At 73.4% G+C, this 18,352-nt stretch carries 17 protein-coding genes and 1 tRNA gene; 6 read left to right on the top strand and 12 right to left on the bottom strand.

The genetic code is table 11. The features are described from left to right. On the top strand, positions 1-717 hold a 717-nt coding region (locus CGE01nite_RS13760), incomplete at its 5' end, for a D-arabinono-1,4-lactone oxidase (RefSeq protein WP_304364758.1). Positions 718-763: 46 nt separating this feature from the next. On the opposite strand, the gene CGE01nite_RS13755 is transcribed toward CGE01nite_RS13760, so the two are convergent. Both CGE01nite_RS13755 and CGE01nite_RS13750 read right to left on the bottom strand, forming a co-directional pair. Beyond that, on the bottom strand, positions 764-1,753 hold the full coding sequence (locus CGE01nite_RS13755) for an acetylxylan esterase (RefSeq protein WP_048342845.1): 990 nt from the start codon (positions 1,751-1,753) through the stop codon (positions 764-766). A gap of 63 nt (positions 1,754-1,816) precedes the next feature. Further along, positions 1,817-2,638 carry a Bax inhibitor-1/YccA family protein gene (locus CGE01nite_RS13750; RefSeq protein WP_048342858.1) on the bottom strand — a complete coding sequence of 274 codons (822 nt, stop codon included), beginning with the start codon at positions 2,636-2,638 and terminating at the stop codon, positions 1,817-1,819. A 206-nt stretch (positions 2,639-2,844) separates the two neighbouring features. Between CGE01nite_RS13750 and CGE01nite_RS13745 the strand changes: the two genes are divergently transcribed. The 5 genes from CGE01nite_RS13745 (at position 2,845) to CGE01nite_RS13725 (ending at position 6,381) form a co-directional block, all read left to right on the top strand. Beyond that, positions 2,845-3,822 carry an ABC transporter ATP-binding protein gene (locus tag CGE01nite_RS13745; RefSeq protein ID WP_048342846.1) on the top strand — a complete coding sequence of 326 codons (978 nt, stop codon included), beginning with the start codon at positions 2,845-2,847 and terminating at the stop codon, positions 3,820-3,822. Then, positions 3,819-4,664 carry a DUF2705 family protein gene (locus tag CGE01nite_RS13740; protein ID WP_048342847.1) on the top strand — a complete coding sequence of 282 codons (846 nt, stop codon included), beginning with the start codon at positions 3,819-3,821 and terminating at the stop codon, positions 4,662-4,664. Before CGE01nite_RS13745 ends, CGE01nite_RS13740 begins: the two co-directional genes overlap by 4 nt. Positions 4,665-4,778: 114 nt before the next feature. Further along, entirely contained in the window at positions 4,779-5,243 is a 465-nt protein-coding gene (locus tag CGE01nite_RS13735; RefSeq protein ID WP_141371410.1) for a MarR family winged helix-turn-helix transcriptional regulator, read from the top strand. Between the two features lie 68 nt (positions 5,244-5,311). Continuing rightward, on the top strand, positions 5,312-6,196 hold the full coding sequence (locus CGE01nite_RS13730; RefSeq protein WP_141371409.1) for a siderophore-interacting protein: 885 nt from the start codon (positions 5,312-5,314) through the stop codon (positions 6,194-6,196). Positions 6,197-6,307: 111 nt separating this feature from the next. Beyond that, positions 6,308-6,381 (top strand) — tRNA-Leu (locus CGE01nite_RS13725). A gap of 52 nt (positions 6,382-6,433) precedes the next feature. On the opposite strand, the gene CGE01nite_RS13720 is transcribed toward CGE01nite_RS13725, so the two are convergent. From CGE01nite_RS13720 to CGE01nite_RS13675, 10 genes are all read right to left on the bottom strand, one after another. Continuing rightward, positions 6,434-7,906, bottom strand: coding sequence for an NAD(P)/FAD-dependent oxidoreductase (locus CGE01nite_RS13720; RefSeq protein WP_141371408.1), 1,473 nt, complete (start codon positions 7,904-7,906; stop codon positions 6,434-6,436). A 101-nt stretch (positions 7,907-8,007) separates the two neighbouring features. Continuing rightward, positions 8,008-9,501 carry a GH1 family beta-glucosidase gene (locus CGE01nite_RS13715; protein ID WP_141371407.1) on the bottom strand — a complete coding sequence of 498 codons (1,494 nt, stop codon included), beginning with the start codon at positions 9,499-9,501 and terminating at the stop codon, positions 8,008-8,010. A gap of 215 nt (positions 9,502-9,716) precedes the next feature. Continuing rightward, positions 9,717-10,679, bottom strand: a complete 963-nt coding sequence (locus CGE01nite_RS13710; RefSeq protein ID WP_141371406.1) for a Ppx/GppA phosphatase family protein — start codon at positions 10,677-10,679, stop codon at positions 9,717-9,719. Between the two features lie 150 nt (positions 10,680-10,829). After that, entirely contained in the window at positions 10,830-11,363 is a 534-nt protein-coding gene (locus CGE01nite_RS13705) for a DUF501 domain-containing protein (protein ID WP_048342852.1), read from the bottom strand. 34 nt (positions 11,364-11,397) lie between these two features. Then, positions 11,398-12,147 carry an FtsB family cell division protein gene (locus tag CGE01nite_RS17480; RefSeq protein WP_141371405.1) on the bottom strand — a complete coding sequence of 250 codons (750 nt, stop codon included), beginning with the start codon at positions 12,145-12,147 and terminating at the stop codon, positions 11,398-11,400. A 73-nt stretch (positions 12,148-12,220) separates the two neighbouring features. Further along, positions 12,221-13,462 (bottom strand): hypothetical protein, encoded by a 1,242-nt coding sequence (locus CGE01nite_RS13695; RefSeq protein ID WP_141371404.1) that lies wholly within the window; start codon positions 13,460-13,462, stop codon positions 12,221-12,223. Next, complete coding sequence (locus CGE01nite_RS13690; protein WP_141322149.1) at positions 13,459-13,788, bottom strand: PadR family transcriptional regulator; 330 nt, start codon at positions 13,786-13,788, stop codon at positions 13,459-13,461. Before CGE01nite_RS13690 ends, CGE01nite_RS13695 begins: the two co-directional genes overlap by 4 nt. A gap of 469 nt (positions 13,789-14,257) precedes the next feature. Beyond that, complete coding sequence (gene eno / locus CGE01nite_RS13685) at positions 14,258-15,538, bottom strand: phosphopyruvate hydratase (RefSeq protein ID WP_141371403.1); 1,281 nt, start codon at positions 15,536-15,538, stop codon at positions 14,258-14,260. 112 nt (positions 15,539-15,650) lie between these two features. After that, positions 15,651-16,247, bottom strand: a complete 597-nt coding sequence (locus CGE01nite_RS13680) for a GNAT family N-acetyltransferase (RefSeq protein WP_048343018.1) — start codon at positions 16,245-16,247, stop codon at positions 15,651-15,653. Between the two features lie 39 nt (positions 16,248-16,286). Then, positions 16,287-18,347, bottom strand: coding sequence for an endo-1,4-beta-xylanase (locus tag CGE01nite_RS13675; protein WP_141371402.1), 2,061 nt, complete (start codon positions 18,345-18,347; stop codon positions 16,287-16,289). Positions 18,348-18,352: the final 5 nt, after the last annotated feature.

Here is an 18,352-nt window from a genome sequence, read left to right as displayed (position 1 = left end):
CTCGACCTGCCGTGGGACGTCGCGCTCGGCCAGTTCGACGCGCTCATGGGCTCGGCGTACTCGGTGAGCCTCTTCACCGACTGGCGCGACGACGTCGTCGGGCAGGTGTGGCGCAAGCACCGCGTGATCGACGGCGCGTGGACGCTGCCGGACGCAGGCCCCGAGCTCGCCGGCGCGCGTCCTGCTCCCGGCCCGGTGCACCCGGTCCCAGGGGTCGACCCCGCCGCGTGCACGCAGCAGGGCGGCGTCCCCGGGCCGTGGCACGAGCGGCTCCCCCACTTCCGGCTCGAGTTCACACCGTCGGCCGGCGCCGAGCTGCAGACCGAGTACCTGGTGCCGCGTGCGCGTGCGGTCGAGGCGATCACGGCGGTGCAGGCGCTGGCCGAACAGGTCTCGCCGCTGCTGCAGGTCAGCGAGATCCGCAGCGTCGCGGGCGACGACCTGTGGCTGTCGACCGCGCACGGCGGACCGCACGTCGGGCTGCACTTCACCTGGCAGCCGTGGCGCGACGAGGTCGAGGAGGTGCTGCCCGTGCTCGAGGACGCGCTCGCACCGTTCCAGGCGCGCCCGCACTGGGGAAAGCTGTTCGCCGACCGCGACCACCGCCTCGCCGAGCTCTATCCGCGCTGGGACGACTTCCGCGCGCTCGTCGCGCGTCGCGACCCCGACGGCGTGTTCACCAACGACTTCCTGACCCGCCACGGCCTGCGCGACTGACGCGGGCGACTGACACGGAGCTCTCGGGGAGCACCGGGCCCGCGGGTCAGCGGACCAGCGCGTCGAGCCATCGCAGCTGGCGGTCGAGCTGGAAGCCGAGCCCGCCCTCGTGGCGGTTGTAGGTGTAGACCTCGATCTGCGTCTGCGGGCGCTGCGCCGCGAGGCCCGCGTAGTGGTTGTAGGCCGCGAAGACGGTCGAGGGTGGGCAGATGTCGTCGCGCAGCGCCACGCTGAACAGCGCCGGGGCGCTCGCGCGCCGCGCCAGGTGCACGCAGTCGAAGTACGACAGCGTGCGGTGGGCACGGTCCACCGCGTCGCGGTGCACCGCGAGGTACTGGACGAGCTCGCCGTACGGGTGGGAGTCGGTCAGGTCGAGCGCGCGCCGGAAGTGGCACAGGAACGGCACGTCCGGCATCACGGCGACGAGCCCGTCGGACAGGCCGCCGGCCGCGAGCGCGAGCGCACCGCCCTGGCTGCCGCCCGTGACGGCGACCCGCCGCGCGTCGACGCCCGGCAGCGCGCGCACCGCGTCGACGGCGCGCACCGCGTCGGTCATCGCGCGGCGGTAGTAGTAGCGCTCGGGGTCCTCGATGCCGCGCGTCATCACGCCGGGCGCGGCGGGCCCGGAGCCTGCCTCGTCGGGAGTGTGGCCGCCCGTCCCCCACACCGAGCCCTGGCCGCGCGTGTCCATGAGCAGGTGCACGTACCCGGCCGCTGCCCACGCGAGGCGCTCGTGCGCGAAGCCGCGTCCGCCGCCGTACCCGAGGTACTCGACGACCGCGGGCAGGGGCTCGCCCTGCGTGCCGGCGGGCCGCGTGACCCACGCCTTGACGGGCTGGCCGTCGAACCCGGCGAACGTCAGGTCGGTGGTGTCGACGAGGCGCAGGCCCGCGTCGTGCGGGCGTGCGTCGACGACCACGTCGTGACGGCGCGCCTGCGCGAGCGTGCGGGACCAGAAGTCGTCGAGGTCGGCGGGTTCGTCGAGCTCCGGCAGGTAGCGCTCGAGCTCGGGCAGGGGGAGGTCGAAAAGAGCCACCCGCCGACCCTAGCGAGGTCGACGGGTGGCTCAGTGGGACATCGGGCGCCTCGCGGCGCCGGGTCAGTTCCGCAGGATCGCGAGGATGCGCAGGATCTCCAGGTACAGCCACACGAGCGTGACGATGAGCCCGAACGCCGCGGCCCAGGCCAGCTTGCGCGGGGCGCCGCCCTCGACGCCCTTCTTGATCGCGTCGAAGTCGACGATGAAGCTCGCGGCCGCGAGGCCGACCGCGAACAGCCCGATCAGGACGCCCCAGCCACCGCTGCGCAGCGGCCCGAAGTCGCCACCGCCCACGTTGAGCAGCATCAGCACGACGTTGAGCAGCGAGAACACGAGGTAGCCGACCATCGCGAGGATCAGCCAGCGCGTGAACTTCGGCGTGACGCGCACCTTGCCGGACTTGAACACGAACAGCGCCGAGGCGGCCACGGCGAGCGTGCCGAGCACGGCCTGGCTCACGATGCCCGGGTAGGAGGCCTCGTAGAACGCCGAGATCCCGCCCAGGAACACGCCCTGCGCGACGGTGTACAGCGTGATGAGGACCGGGCTGGGCTCGCGCTTGAACGCGTTGACCAGGCCGAGGACCAGGCCGACGATCGCTCCGAGGATCCACAGCCCGGGCGCGACGACCCAGGTCACGGCGCCGACTGCGACCAGCAGCGCCAGCAGGCCGCCGGTCTTCATGATCACGTCGTCGTAGGTGAGGCGGCCCGTGTCCCGCGTGGTCGCCGCGGGCGCGCCGTACATCTGGTCGAGCGTCGCCGCGTCGACCGTCGAGTGGGTGGCGGTCGAGTCCGCGTAGACGGTCCCACCGGATCGCGGTCCGGCCTGCGACTTGGGGTCGCCGAACACCGGGCTGTTGCTGAAGACGGGGTTGGCCACGTCGTCCTCCTGGTCGGCCTGCGCCACGTCGGCGCTGGTCTGTGGTCTCCCAACGTACAAGGCGCTCGTCGGGTTCCCGCGGTGTTCGACGACGTCGTCGTGGACACCGGGGGCCCGGACGGATCCGACCGTGGACGGATACCCCCAGGTGGGAGCGTGCCCGTAGTGTCGGCAGCGACACGTCTCCGACCGGAGGAACCTCCGCGATGATCGAGGCAACGAACCTCAGCAAGCGATACGGCGACAAGCTCGCCGTCGACTCCATCTCGTTCACCGTCGAGCCCGGCAAGGTCACCGGGTTCCTCGGCCCGAACGGGGCGGGGAAGTCGACCACGATGCGCATGATCGTCGGGCTCGACCGTCCGACGTCCGGGCACGTCACGGTCAACGGCAAGCCCTACGCCCAGCACGCCTCGCCCCTCACGGAGGTCGGTTCGCTGCTGGAGGCCAAGGCCGTCCACACGGGCCGCAGCGCGCGCAACCACCTGCGGGCGCTCGCCGCGACGCACGGCATCGGGGACGCGCGCGTCACCGAGGTCATCGAGATGACGGGCCTCGACTCGGTCGCCAAGCGGCGGGTCGGCGGGTTCTCGCTCGGCATGGGACAACGCCTCGGCATCGCGGCGGCCCTGCTGGGCGACCCGCGCACGCTCATCCTCGACGAGCCGGTCAACGGGCTCGACCCCGAGGGCGTGCTCTGGGTGCGCAACCTCGTGAAGTACCTCGCGCGTGAGGGCCGGACGGTGTTCCTGTCCTCGCACCTCATGAGCGAGATGGCCCTCACGGCGGACCACCTCATCGTCATCGGGCGCGGGCGGATCATCGCCGCGGGCCCGGTGCAGGAGATCGTCGACCGCAGCACGCGCGCATCGGTCCAGGTGCGCACCCCGCACGCCGCGCGGCTCGCCGAGCTCATCGCCGGCCCCGAGGTCACGATCACGTCGTCGGAGTCCGAGTCGCTCGTCGTGGTGGGCGCCACCGCACCCGCGATCGGCGAGGCCGCCGCCGCGGCCGGCATCGCCCTGCACGAGCTCACGCCCGTCCGGGGATCGCTCGAGGACGCCTTCATGTCGCTCACGCAGGACACGGTGGAGTACCACTCGACCTTCGGCCACGACGCGCCCCAGGACGCGCCCGCTGCCTCGACCGACGTCCCGGCGCCTGGTCAGGAGGCCTCGCGATGACCACCACCACGACCCGCACCCCCGCCCCGGCCCCCACGCACCTGCGGGTGTCGTTCCCCCGGCTGCTGCGCTCGGAGTGGATCAAGCTCTGGTCGCTGCGCTCGACCGTCTGGACGCTGGCGATCACCGCGGTCGTCATCGTCGGCTTCGTCGTCCTCATCACGTGGGGCGAGCTGACCGCGCGCGACGCGAGCAACGACACGTCGCCCGTCAACGCGCTCTACGGCTTCGGCGCGATCCCGTTCCTGGGCCCCACGGCGGTCGCGGTGCTCGGCGCGCTGACGATCACCGGTGAGTACACGACCGGGATGATCCGCAGCAGCTTCACGGCCGCGCCGCGGCGCCTGCCCGTGCTGTGGGCCAAGGCGATCGTGCTGGCGGTCGTCGTCTTCGCGACGACCGCGCTCGCCGTGGCCGTCGCGGCGGCCCTGCAGGCGATGATCTTCGGCGGCCGGGGCGCCTCGGTCGACATCGGCGACCCGCAGGTCGTGCGGGCGCTGATCGGCAACGCGCTCTACGTCACGGGGATCGCGGTGCTCGCGTTCGGGCTGGGCACGATCATGCGCCACTCCGCCGCGGCGATCACGACGACCCTGGGCATCCTGCTCGTCGTCCCGATCCTGTTCAGCCTCATCCCGTGGAAGCCCCTGCAGGACTTCACGCCGTTCCTGCCGAACGTCGCAGGCTCGCAGATCACGCTGACCGACGAGATGATCCAGGAGCAGGCCGGGTTCACCGGCTCGGTGGTCCTGTCCGCCTGGCAGGGCTTCGGGATCCTGCTGGCCTACGTCGCGGTCGTGCTGGTGATCGGCGCCGTCCTGACGCGCAAGCGCGACGCCTGACCGTCACGACGAGGCCACGCGACCGGAGCGCACGGTCGCGTGGCCTCGTCGTCGCGTCCCGCGACCTAGGCTGAGCGGCGGCGCAGTCCCCACCGCCGTCCCGAAGGAGCGCTGATGGATCCCGCGATCCCCGACGTCGAACGCCAGGTCGCCCTCCTGCTGCGGCTCGCGGACCGCAACCGCCGACGCAGCAGGCGCCTCGCGGGCACGTTGGAGCGTTCGGCGTACCTCGCGCTCGGTCGCCTGGTCGACGACGGTCCCGCCGGGATCAACGAGATCGCCGACCACCTGCGCCTCGACGCGTCCACCGTGACGCGGCAGGTGCTGCAGATGGAGGAGGCGGGCTACGTGAGCCGCGGCCGCGACGAGAACGACGGGCGGCGCTCGGTGATCGCCGCGACCCCGGTGGGCCGGACCGCGCTCGAGGCGACCCGCCGCGCGCGCGCCGACGTCTACGCCGCGGTCCTCGCGGAGTGGGACCCGAGCGACCTCGACGTGCTCGCGCGCTCGCTCACCCGCCTCAACGCGTCGCTCGACGCGTCGCTGGACGCCAGCGCACGCTCCGTCGGACAAGACTGAGAGCGGGCCTCCGTGCCCGCCTCCCCCGGCCGCGGCGCCTACTGCCACGCGGGTTAGGCTCCGCTGTCGTGACCCTCCCTCCCCCGGCGCCGCCGGCGCGCCCTCGCGACGCCCGGCGTCGACCGGCGCCCGTCCTCGCGCACGTCCAGCGCACCGAGCGCCTCACGCCGAACCTCGTGCGCGTCGTGCTCGGCGGTCCGGGTCTCGCGCCGTTCACCCCCGACGAGCACGCGGACTCCTACGTCAAGCTCCTGTTCCTGCCCGCGGGCCCGCGCCCGCTGGGCCCCGACGGCCGCCTCGACCTCGAGGCGGTGCAGGCGGCGCTCCCGGCGGACGTGACCCCGCGCCTGCGCGCCTACACGGTCCGCAGCTTCGACGCCGCGGCGCTCGAGCTGACGCTCGACGTCGTCGTGCACGGCGACCACGGCCTCGCGGGACCGTGGGCTGCGTCCCTGACCGGCGGCGAGGAGGCGCTCGTGCAGGGACCGGGCGGCGGGTGGTCACCCTCGCCCGACGTCGACCACCACCTGCTCGTCGGCGACGCGAGCGCGCTGCCCGCGATCGCGGTCGGCCTCGAACGGCTCCGGCCTGACGCGCGCGGCTGGGCGCTCGTCGAGGTCGACGGCCCGCACGACGAGCTCCCGCTCGTCGCCCCGGACGGCGTCGACGTGCGCTGGGTGCACGCCGACCACGCGGCGCCCGGTCGCCGCCTCGTCGAGGCCGTGCGGGCGCTCGCGTGGCCCGACGGACGGGTCGGCGCGTTCGTGCACGGCGAGGCCGGTGCGGTCCGGGACATCCGCCGCTACCTGCGGGTCGAGCGCGCGATCGCGCGCGCGGACCTCTCGGCCTCGGGCTACTGGCGGCTCGGCGTCGACGACGAGGGCTGGCGCCGCACCAAGCGCGACTGGACCTCCGAGATCGAGCAGTCGGAGCAGGCCGCCCACCTGCCCTGACCACTCCGCAGCCACGCCTGCACGGCCCCATCTGCGCCGACTCGCCTGCGCCGACCCCACCTGCGCCGAGCGGCCCCCGCCGGGCGCCGGGCGGTGGGAGGATGCTCGCGCGCGCCCGTAGCCCAACCGGCAGAGGCGGCCGGCTTAAACCCGGCTCAGTGCGGGTTCGAGTCCCGCCGGGCGCACGCCGACGCACGAGAGCCCCGGTCCGCGATGGACCGGGGCTCTCGTCGGGAGTCAGCTCGCGTTCTTGGCCTTCGTGCCGGACGCGGCGCCCGTGGCGGGCTCGCCGACGGCCGGGGCCTCGGCCGGCTCGACCACGCGCGGCTTCGGCGGGACCGAGGCCGCACGGAACTCGGCGCGCGGGTCGTGCAGAGCACCCAGCGGCACGACCTCACGTCGCAGCAGCAGCGAACCGGTCCAGCCCGCCATGATGCGCAGCTTGCGGTTCACGGTCGGCATCGCGAAGACGTGGTAGGTCCGGTGCAGCACCCAGGCGAGGAAGCCGCGCACCTTGATCCGGCCGAACATCTGCGCGACGCCCTTGTACATGCCGAGGGACGCCACCGCGCCGATGTTCTTGTGCGAGTACGGCGTGACCTCGGCGGACCGCAGGACGCGCGCGAGGTTGTCGCCGAGGTGGCTGCCCTGACGCAGCGCGTGCTGCGCGTTGGGCGGGCAGAACCCACCCGGGTTGTAGAGGTCGGGGACCGCGGCGCAGTCACCGGCGGCGTACGCGTCGGGGACCACCGTGCCGTCGGCGTCGACCACCTGCAGCGACGTGTTGCAGGTGACCCGGCCCATCTTGTCCAGGGGCAGGTCCGACTGCTGCAGCACCGGGTTGGCCTTGACGCCGGCGGTCCACACGATCGTGTCCGCGTCGAACTCGAGATTGTTCGACAGGACGATGTGCCCGTCGACGCACGAGTTGAGGAACGTCGAGAGGTGGATCTCGATCTTGCGCTTGCGCAGCTGCTCGAGCGTGTACCCGCCGAGCTCCTCGCTCACCTCGGGCAGGATCCGCGGGCTGCCCTCGACCAGCACGAACCGGAGCTCGTCCTGCTCGATCTGCTTGTAGTGGTTGACGGTGTAGCGCGCGATGTCCTCGAGCTCACCGAGCGCCTCGACGCCGGCGAAGCCGCCGCCGACGAACACGAACGTCAGCATCCGGCGCCGCAGCTCCGGGTCCCACGTCGAGGACGCGACCTCGATGCGGTTGAGGATGTGGTTGCGGACGGCGATGGCTTCCTCGACGTTCTTGAAGCCGATGGCCTGCTCCGCGAGGCCGGGGATGGGCAGCGTGCGGGCGACGGAGCCCAACCCGATGATCAGGTGGTCGTACGTGACCCAGTACGGCTCGCCCTCCTCGGGCGTGATCTGCACCGTGCGCTCGGCATGGTTGATCTGCGTGACCTTGCCCTGCAGCACGTCGACGCCCTTGAGCGCGCGGCGGTGCGGGGCGACGACGTTGCGGGGGTCGATCGAGCCCGCCGCCGCCTCGGGGAGGAACGGCGCGTACGTCATGTACGGACGGGGGTCGACGACGACGATCGCGGCCTCACGGCGCCCGAGCCGCTTGCGCAGCCGACGAGCGGAGTACAGGCCGACCGTGCCGCCCCCGAGGACGAGGACACGAGGGACCTTGCGCGGCTTGGCGGGGCGGCGCGGGGCCGCCGACTCGTCGAGCGGCGTCGAGGCAGACTGAGGCATATCTCCACGGTATCGGCGCACGACGAACGCGACACCTCGCGGATCGGTGAGAATGCGCACACGAGGCGGTCCGGCCCTGTGAGCGTGGTCACCACTCCAGGTCAGACGGGCGCCACCGCGTTCGCCTTGACCACGCCCGAGTACCACTGCGCACTCGCCTTGGGCGTGCGCCGCTGCGTCTCGTAGTCCACGTGCACGATCCCCCAGCGCTGGGTCATGCCGCGCGCCCACTCGAAGTTGTCGAGGAACGACCACGCGTAGTACTGCCGCAGGTCGACGCCCTCGGCGACCGCCCGGGCCGCCTGCTGCAGGTGCGTGCGCAGGAACTCCTCGCGCTGCGGGTCCTCGATCTGGCCTTGCGCGTCGGGGTCCGGGATGCCGTTCTCGCTGATGATGAGCGGCGGCAGGTCCGCGTAGTCGTCGGTCAGGCGCACGAGCATCTCGTACAGGCCCTCGGCGTGGACCTGCTGCCAGCTCGCGGGCGACGGCGGGAAGACCTCGAGCCACGTGCCGTTCTTGTCGATGCCCGCGACCCCGTAGTACTGCACGGCGAGCAGGTCGCACGGCGCGGAGATCGCCGCCAGGTCGCCGGGCAGGACGAGCGCGTCGAACGCGGCACGGTCGGCGTTGAGCTGGCCGGCCGCGGAGCCGATCGCCTCGTCGGGGTACTCGCCGCGCAGCAAGGGGTCGAGGTAGAGGCGGTTCTCGGCCGCGTCGAGGCGACTGGCGGCGGCCTCCGCTCCCGGCGCGCCGTACACGGGCATGAGGTTGAGGGCGATGCCGATGCTCCCCTGGCCGCCCACCGCGCGGAACGCCTCGACGGCCTTGCCGTGCGCGAGGAGCTGGTGGTGCACGGCGGCGAGCCCCGCGTCGAGGTCCCCGATCGCCGGTGCGTGCTCGGTGCCGGCGTAGCCGACCATCGCGGTGGTCTTCGGCTCGTTGATCGTCAGCCAGGTGGCGTCGACGTCCCGCAGCGCCTCGAACATGACCGCGGCGTACTCGGCGAACCGGTCCACGGTGTCGCGCACGGCCCAGCCGCCCGCATCCTGCAGGGGCTGCGGCAGGTCCCAGTGGTACAGCGTGATCGCGGGGTGCAGCCCACGGTCCAGCAGGCCGTCGACGAGCCGCCGGTAGTGGTCGATGCCCTTCTGGTTCACCTCGCCCGAGCCGGCCGGCACGACGCGCGGCCACGCGACCGAGAACCGGTACGCCTGCAGGCCGAGGTCGACCATGAGGTCGAGGTCGGACTCCCAGCGCCGGTACTGGTCCGCCGCGGGATCGCCCGTCGAGCCGTCGTCGATCCGGCCGGGCTGCGCCGCGAACGTGTCCCAGATCGAGACGCCGCGCCCGTCGGCGGTGGTCGAGCCCTCGACCTGGAACGCGGAGGTCGCCGACCCCCAGACGAACCCCTCGGGGAACCGCAGCGGCTCGGCCGGGGCGGTCCAGGTGGTCGGCGTCGGCCCCGGGAGCGTCGCCCGGTCGTCGTCGGCGCACGCCGCGAGCAGGCCGAGGCCGACGAGCCCGCAGCCCATCTCGAGCACCGTGCGCCGGGCGACGAGTCGCCCTTCAGGCACGGTGCGGTCCAGCTGGTCCATCCTCGGGCTCCTCGTCGAGCAGAAGGCGGGCGCGGCGCCCCCTGCCGACGACCCGGCACGGACCGGGCATCGTGGAACCGCTCCCATACAAGCGCTGCCGCACATCGTGCCATTCGCGCTCTCGAGGCGTCAGCAGTTCAACCGGTGGGATGGTACCGGTTTCAGTGACGTGCACCACAGGCGTTTCCCCCTGGCGACACGGTTCGTGCCGGAGCTCAGCGGGCGAGGCGCTCCGCGGCGCTGAACGCGATGCCGTCGAGGATGTCGTGCTCGGAGGTCACCACCGACTCGAGCGCGCCACCCGCGGCAGCGACCTCGTCGCGCACGCGCGCCACGACGTCGTGCCACACGAGCGCACCGGCACCGATCACGTCGACCCGGCCCGGGTGCATGAACCCGAGCTCCGCCCGCTGCGCGCGTGTCCGCCCGAGCAGGTCGTCGCACGCGGCCAGGACCACGTCCGTCGCCAGCACCGCGCCGTCGATCCGCTCCGGCCGGTAGGAGTCCAGGCCGAGCGCGTGCGCCGTCACGGTCGTGACCGAGCCGGCCAGCCCGACGAGCGTCGCCGTACGACCCAGCGGGACCACGGCCGCCGCCTCGTCGAGCGCCGCCGCCACGTCACGGTGGGCCGCCGCACGCTCGTCGGCCGAGGGCGGGTCGCCCTGCAGGTGGCGCTCCGTCAGGCGCACGCACCCCACGTCCATCGACAACGCCGCCTCGGGTGCGCGCTCGCCCAGGACGAGCTCGGTGCTCCCGCCACCCAGGTCGACCACCAGGAACGGGCCGGGGTGCCGCGCGGCGACCACACCCGTCGCGCCGCGGAACGACAGCGCGGCCTCCTCCTGCCCCGACACGACCTCGGGCTCGACCCCCAGCAGCGCGCGCACGCCGTCGACGAAGTCCGCACGGTTCTCGGCGTCGCGCGACGCCGACGTCGCGACGAACCGGATCGTGGCGACGTCGAGCTCGGCGCAGATCTGCGCGTAGCGCGCGCTCGCGTCCAGCGTGCGCGCGAGCGCCTCCGGGGCCAGCCGACCGGTGCGGTCCACGCCCTGGCCGAGCCGCACGACCTCCGAGCGGCGGTCCACGTCGACCAGCACGCCCGTGCCCGGGTCGACGTCCGCCACCAGGAGCCGGATGGAGTTCGTCCCGCAATCGATGGCAGCCACTCGTGTCACGGCGGACATCCTCGCACCCGCCGCGGCGGTCGTCGGAACGGCGAACGGGTGACGCCCGTCATGCGCGGCGCACGGCCCGCAGGCACGGACGACGGTGCGCACCGACGCACGTCGCGCCGACCTGCGCGGACGCCGACCCGCGGTCGTCGGTCAGCAGGTGCAGCGGTCCGGGCGCCACGTCGGGCGGATGAGCGCCAGCGCCTCGTCGCCGAACGGGTTCACGCCCGGCCCGGCCGCGAGCGCGTGCCCGACGAGCACGTGCAGGCACTTGACGCGCGTCGGCATGCCGCCGGCCGAGATGCCCGCGATCTCCTCGACGTGCCCGAGCTCCTCACGGTCCGCGAGGTAGGCCTCGTGCGCGTGGCGGTAGGCCTCGGCGAGGTCGGCCTCGACCGCGAGCCGCGCCGTCCACTCCTTCATCAGCCCCGACGCCTCGAGCGTGCTCACGGCCGCGACCGCCTGCGGGTTCGTCAGGTAGTACGTGGTCGGGAACGGCGTGCCGTCGTCGAGCCGGGGCGACGTCCGCACGACGAGGGGGCGGCCGCACACGCAGCGCGCGGCGATCGCGACCACACCGCGAGGCGGGCGGCTGAGCTGCTCGGCGAGCACCTCGAGGTCTCGCTCGGTCACGGCGGGGGCGATGGTGGGCACGGGGATCCTCGTCCTGGGGTTGGGGACGTCCATTGTCCCCCAGGTCGCGGGCAGAGCGCCGCCGGGGCTACGGCGTGGGCGTCGCGCCCGACGACGCGCCCTTCGTCGCCCGACCCGTCGGGGTCGTCCCCTTCGTGGCGCCCTTCGCCGCGTCCTCGTCCGACGAGGTGCGCTTCGTCGAGGACGCGTCCTTGTCCGGCTCGTCGGTCGTCTCACCCGCGACGACCAGCGACTCCCACACGGACGTGTACCAGGGCACCTCGGCGGTCGTCGCGACGACCGGCGTGCCGTCGACGACCTCGTCGACCGCGTCCTGGACCGTCTCCGGGTCCACCACGCGATACGCGGTCTCGCCGGGGAGCACGTACGAGAGCCGCTCGCGCGCCTGCGCCGTGACGTACGCCGGGTCGTCCCACCGGCCGAGCTCGGCCTGGAGGTCCTCGTTGCGCTCGCGCGCCTGTGCGACGTGCTGTCGCAGAGCGCGCAGGTCGGCCTCCTGCCGCAGGTAGGTGTGCAGCGTGGGGTAGACCAGGACGAACGCCAGGACCAGCACGCAGCCCAGGACGATCGTGCGCACCGAGAACAGCCGCGGCGGCTCGACCCTGGCCCGCTCCGCCCGCGCCGTGCCCCGCGCGGGCGTGGCCGGCGCCCGGCCGCTCGGGCGCGTCGCGCCCGGCCGGGACGTCGCCCGCGGCACCCCGCGGGACGGCGTCGCGGCCCGGGGCACCCCGCGCGACGGCGTGGCCGTCCGGGGTGCGCGGGCAGCGCCACGACCGTCGGCCGGGCGCGGCTCGACCGGGCGTCGGGGCGCTGACATGCCCCGATTGTGCCCCGGACGCCCCTGCTCGCCCGGGACGCCGCCCCGCCGCGTCGCGTCCTTCACCGTTCCCTCACGGCTGCGCGGACGGGGTCCCCGTCGGCGCGCCGGTCGCCGTGGCGCTCGCGTCGCCCGTAGGCGTCGGCTCGCTGCTGGGGGCGGTGCCCGCGGTCGGCGTCGCGCCCGCGGTCGGCGTCGCGCCCGCGGTCGGCGTCGCGCCCGGATCGTCGTCCACGGCGCCGGGGATCGTGTCGGGGCCGGTCGGGACGACGATCGGCTGCGCCGCCGCGAACGGCCAGCCCGGCGTCGTCACGGTCCACGGCACCTCGGTGCGCCAGACGAGGTACCCGTTCTCCCAGGCGGCGTCGGCGTCGATCGCGGCGTCGGGGAACAGGCGCAACGGGAAGGCGTTCCACACGCCCGCACCGCTGCTCGTCACACCGCCGAGGCGCCAGCTCCGCTGGTCGTCGTAGCCGACGCCCGTCCAGGTCTCGGCCTCCTGCAGCGAGCCGACGCCCAGCGTGACCGGCCGGCCGTCCTGGTCGAAGACCTGGGCGCCGTCCACCGGCTGACCCTGCGCGTCGTACACGAACAGGTTCTCGGCGTAGCTGCCGCCCACCACCACCCCGTCGTCGGGCTGGGGCTCGTACCAGTTCTCGCTCGTGACGGTCCCGACGCCCTGCCCGGGCAGCCACAGCAGGAACACCGCGGCGGCGAGCACGGCGAACGCGTTGAGCCCGACGAGCACCGACTGCCAGCGCCGCCCCGGGCGCCAGCGACCGCGCCCCCACTGCGCACTCGCCACGATCAGGCCGACCATCACGACCCACCCGACGAACGTGCGCGGCGCCCACCACGCACCCCCGTCCTCGATGCCCGTGAGCTGCAGCACGAGGTGCGCGACGACCCACCCGCGCGCGACCCACCACACCGGGCGCAGCGCGACGAGCAGGTCCTCGGTCGCCGGCCACCACCGCGTCCCGCGGAGCTGGGCGAGCGTCGAGTCCCCCGTGCGCAGGAGCGCACGGTACGGCGCGGTCAGCCACGACCGCACGCCGCCGAGCCGGCGCGCGGGCACCGGATCGAGCCCCGCGGCGGCGCGCAGCTCGGCGGCGTACGCGGCCGGCGTGCCGAACTCCTCGGCCAGGCTGCCGTGGTGCGTGCGGCTCGCGTCGGCGAGCGCATCCGCGAGGTTCGCCTCGAGGCCGTCGGTCAGGTCGTCGACCTGGTCCTGGCCGAGGTCGTGCAGGGCCGCCCGGACGGCGGCGGCGTACACCGCGACGTCGTCGGTCAGCGGCAGGTCCGTGACGCTCACTTGGTGCCCTCCGTCCCGAGCAGGCGACCCATGGTCGCCGCGAACTCGTGCCACTCCTTGCGCTGGGCGTCGAGCATCGCCCGGCCCTGGCTGTTGATGCCGTAGTACTTGCGGTGCGGGCCCTCGTCGGAGGGCACCACGTACGACGAGAGCGCGCCCCCGGCGTAGAGGCGGCGGAGCGTGCCGTACACCGAGGCGTCACCGACGTCCTCGATGCCCGCCGCGCGCAGCCGACGCACCACGTCGTAGCCGTACCCGTCCTCGTCCTCGACCACCGCGAGCACCGCGACGTCGAGCACCCCCTTGAGGAGCTGTGTCGTGTCCATTCGCCCTCCGTGTCGCCCTGCCGCGACGACGACCCGTCGCCACGAGGACCTTCCGCCCTCGCGCAACGCACACTACTGCGCATCCCGCACTACTGCCGACAGCGACACACCGCCGACTCCGTCCTCACCCACCTCCCCACCTCCCCACTCCCCGCCCCCTACTCCCCGCCACCGCACTCCCCGCCACCGCACTCCCCGCCTCCCCGACGTCGGTGCAGCGATGAATGCAGCCGGAGCACACTCCCGCAGCACACGTCCTGCATCCATCCCTGCGGCCAGGGCGGCATCGCCAAGGCGCGCGGACGCCACGCCGGCGCGGGGCGGCGGCGTGGCGGTTGGGGCGGGCGCGGGGTGGTGCGGGGCGGTTGGGGCGGGCGTGGGGTGGTGCGGGGTTGGGTGAGGCCGGTCGCCCTTGGGGGCGACCGGCCTCGGGTGGTCGGTGGTGACCGACCGGTTCAGGCTGAGGTGATCAGGCCTGGAAGCGCGGGAAGGCCGAGCGGCCGGCGTAGCGACCGGCGTCGTCCAGCTCCTCCTCGATGCGCAGCAGCTGGTTGTACTTGTTGATGCGCTCGCCACGGGCGGGAGCACCGGTCTTGATCTGGCCGGCGTTCGTCGCGACCGACAGGTCGGCGATCGTCGTGTCCTCGGTCTCGCCGGAGCGGTGCGAGGTCATCGTCGTGAAGCCGTTGCGCTGCGCGAGCGTCACCGCGTCGAGCGTCTCGGTGAGCGTGCCGATCTGGTTGAGCTTGACCAGCAGCGAGTTCGCCGACTTGAGCTGGATGCCCTTGGCGAGACGCTCCGGGTTGGTGACGAACAGGTCGTCGCCGACGATCTGCACGCGGCCACCGACCTCGGCGACGAGCTGCGACCAGGAGTCCCACTCGTCCTCGGAGAGCGGGTCCTCGATGGACACCAGCGGGTAGTCCGTCACGAGCTGCTCGTAGTACGCGATCATCTCGGCGGGCGTCTTGGCGCCACCCTCGAACTGGTACGCGCCGTCCTTGAAGAACTCGGTCGACGCGACGTCGAGCGCGAGCGCCACATCGGTGCCCGGCGTGAAGCCGGCCTTCTCGATCGCGGTGAGGATCAGGTCGAGCGCCGCGCGGTTGCTCGACAGGTTCGGCGCGAAGCCACCCTCGTCGCCCAGGCCCGTGCTCAGGCCCTGGGCCTTCAGGACGGACTTCAGCGAGTGGTAGACCTCGGTGCCGGTGCGCAGCGCCTCGCGGAAGGTCGTGGCGCCGATCGGGGCGACCATGAACTCCTGGATGTCGACGTTCGAGTCGGCGTGCGAGCCACCGTTGAGGATGTTCATCATCGGGACCGGCAGGACGTGCGCGTTCGGGCCGCCGACGTAGCGGAAGAGCGGCAGGTCGGCCGAGTCGGCCGCGGCCTTGGCGACCGCGAGCGAGACGCCCAGGATCGCGTTCGCGCCGAGCTTGCCCTTGTTGGGCGTGCCGTCCAGGTCGATGAGCGCGGCGTCGACGAGCCGCTGCTCGCTCGCCTCGAAACCGATGATCTCCGGCGCGATCTCGTCGATGACCGCGTTCACGGCCTCCTCGACGCCCTTGCCCAGGTAGCGCGACTTGTCGCCGTCACGACGCTCGACGGCCTCGAACGCACCCGTCGAGGCGCCCGAGGGCACCGCGGCGCGGGCGATGGTGCCGTCGTCGAGCGCGACCTCGACCTCGACAGTGGGGTTGCCGCGCGAGTCCAAGATCTCGCGGGCGCCGACGGCCTCGATGCTGGCCATGGGGGCTCCTTCGACGTGCAGGTGTGGGTTCCGTGCAGTGGTGGGTGACGACCTCACCCTAGTGGCGTCCACGGACCGTCGCGTCGGGACCTCCGTCCGCTGGACGCCCCCGTCAGGCTGTCATGGGCGGCGCGTCGTCGTCCGACGAGCGCGCGATGCCGGGCCGCGGGTCGGTCGCGAGCACCGCCATGAGGATCGAGTCGTGCCAGCGGCCGTCCCACCGCAGCCGGTCCCGCTGACGGCCCTCGACGACGAACCCGGCCTTCTCGTACGACCGCTGCGCGCGGGGGTTGAAGTCGAACACGCTGAGCTCGACACGGTGCAGACCGACCGCGTCGAACGCGTGGTCGAGCACCGCGACCATCGCCTCGGTGCCGTACCCGCGGCCCGGCATCCCGGGCACGAGCGCGATGCGCACGTTCATGCACCGGTCGTCCTCGTCGAGCTCGTTGAGGACCACCTCGCCCACGTACGTGCCGTCGGGCAGCGTGATCGCCCAGTCCGCGCGGTCGTCGGCCGGTCCGATGCGCTCGAGGTGCGCCGCGACCACCTCGCGCGTGAACACCGTGCGTGTGCCCGTGAGCCGGTTCGACTCCTCGTCGTGCAGCCCGGCCCAGACGTCCTCGAGGTGCTCGGGTCCCAGCGGGACCAGGACGAGCCGCGGGGTGCGCAGCGTCGGGACCGGTGACAGTGCGGAGCTCTCGACCACCCGGACAGGCTAGCGATCCGGGTGGCCGAGGCCGCTACGTCAGCCCTTCGCGCACACCACCCCGTTCAGACGGAACGTGCCGGGCGCCGTGGGCGTGCCGGGGTGCGACGCGTTGAAGCCGATGTCCGCGCTCGCCCCCGGAGCCAGCCGGCCGTTCCACGACGCGTTGGTCGCCGTGACGGTGCTGCCGGTCTGGGACCACTGCGCGCTCCAGCCCTGCGTGACCTGCTGCCCGTTCGGGAAGTCGAACGTCAAGGTCCAGCCGTCGACGACCGTGGCGCTGGTGACCCGCAGGTTGGCCGTCAGACCGGTGTTCCACGCGCTCGTCGTCCAGCGCACGGTGCAGCCGCCGGGGCCGATGGTGGGCGTCGGGGTGGGCGTCGGAGTCGGCGTCGGAGTCGGCGTGGGCGTGGGAGTCGGGGTCGGCGTGGGCGTGGGAGTCGGGGTCGGCGTGGGCGTGGGAGACGGCGTGGGGGTCGGGGTCGGCGTCGTGCCGATGCGGGACGGGTCGACGATGCCCCAGAACGCGGCCTTCGCCTGGAGCCCGCCGTCGAACAGCAGCGGCGCGGCCCCCGACCGCAGCCACGTCCGCGAGTCGTCGACGCCCCAGACCGTCACGGACTCGAGCGACGACGCGTGCCGCTTGAGGACGGTCATCAGGTCCCGGTAGTAGTACGCCTGCTGCAGCAGACGGTCCGCGGGCGGCGTCGTCCAGCTCTCGCCGCCGTGCTGGTAGGTCGAGACGTCGAGCTCGGTGACCGCCTGCGTGACGTCGAGCGCCTCGAACGCGGTGATCGTCGCCTCGATGTCGCTCAGCGAGCGGCCGATCTCGACGTGCAGCTGGTGGCCGACGCCGTCGACCGGCACGCCGTCCGCGAGCAGCGACCGGACGAGCGCCAGGTAGGGCGTGCGCTTGTTCGCGTACTCGCTGTTGTAGTCGTTGATGAACAGCAGGACGTCGGGGCCGAACGCCGCGCGGGCGTACCGGAAGGCGTCGGCGATGTACGACGGGCCGAGGATGCGGTACCACTCGCTGCGCCGCAGACCGTCGGGCTGCGACTCGTCGATGACCTCGTTGACCACGTCGAACGCGAAGATCGGGTTGCCGGGCGTGCCGAACTCCCCGTACTCGGTGCGGTAGTGGTCGGCGATCGCGCGGATGTGCGCCTTGAGCCGCGAGCGCAGCAGCGCCTGGTCGTCGGCGCTCGTCGTGAGGGCCACGCCGTCGTTGCGCTCGAACCACCACTGCGGCGTCTGCTGGTGCCACAGCAGCGTGTGGCCGTAGACGCGCTGCCCGTGCTCGAGCGCGAAGTCCACGAGGAGGTCGGCCGCCGCGAAGCTGAACGTGCCCTCGGTGGGCTGGATCGCGTCGGGCTTCATCTGGTTGCCCGGAGTGATCTGCGCCGCGTGGTGCGCGACGAGCTCGCCCCGGCCCGCGAGCACGTCGGCGGGCTCGACCGCGATGCCGAACGGGAACCACGGCTGCAGGGTCGCGTCGAGCTGCGGCAGGGTCAGGTCGGGCGTGGCCCGCTCCCCCGTGACGACGACGTCGTCGACGAGGATGTCGGTGAGCGACGACGGGGACTCGACGTAGAGCTGTGCGGTGTCGAACGGTCCGGGCGTGTAGCTCGCGGTCACCTGCGTCCACGCGCCGCTCGTCACGCCGGTCGCGGTCGCGACGGTGTCGTACGACGAGCCGTTCGCGTCGTCGCGCTGCACGGACACGCGCAGGTCCGCGTACCCGGTGCCCGTCGAGGGCAGGCGCAGCCACAGCGAGACCGAGTAGGTGACGCCGGGCGTGAGGGTCACGGGCAGCGCCGCGCCGTTCCAGGACTCGGTGCGGCCCGTCACCAGCAGGCTCTGGCTGCCGCGCGGGTTCTCGGTGCTCAGCGAGACGGTGCTGCTGCCGCGCGCACCCCAGCCGTCGAGCCCGTCCTCGAAGTCGGACTGCACGACGACCGTGGCCGCCGCGCGGGCCGGCGAGGCGAACGGCGCGACGAACGCGACGACCACCACCAGCGCGGCGACGACGAGGGCTGCCAACGCCCCGACGCTCGACAGGGTGGACGTCCGCAACGGCGGGTGGGCACGGCGAGGCATCGCTT

Source organism: Cellulomonas gelida (assembly GCF_006538725.1).
Classification (GTDB): domain Bacteria; phylum Actinomycetota; class Actinomycetes; order Actinomycetales; family Cellulomonadaceae; genus Cellulomonas; species Cellulomonas gelida.
Note: the sequence above shows the minus strand (reverse complement) of the source record. Positions and strands in the feature narration are given on the sequence as shown.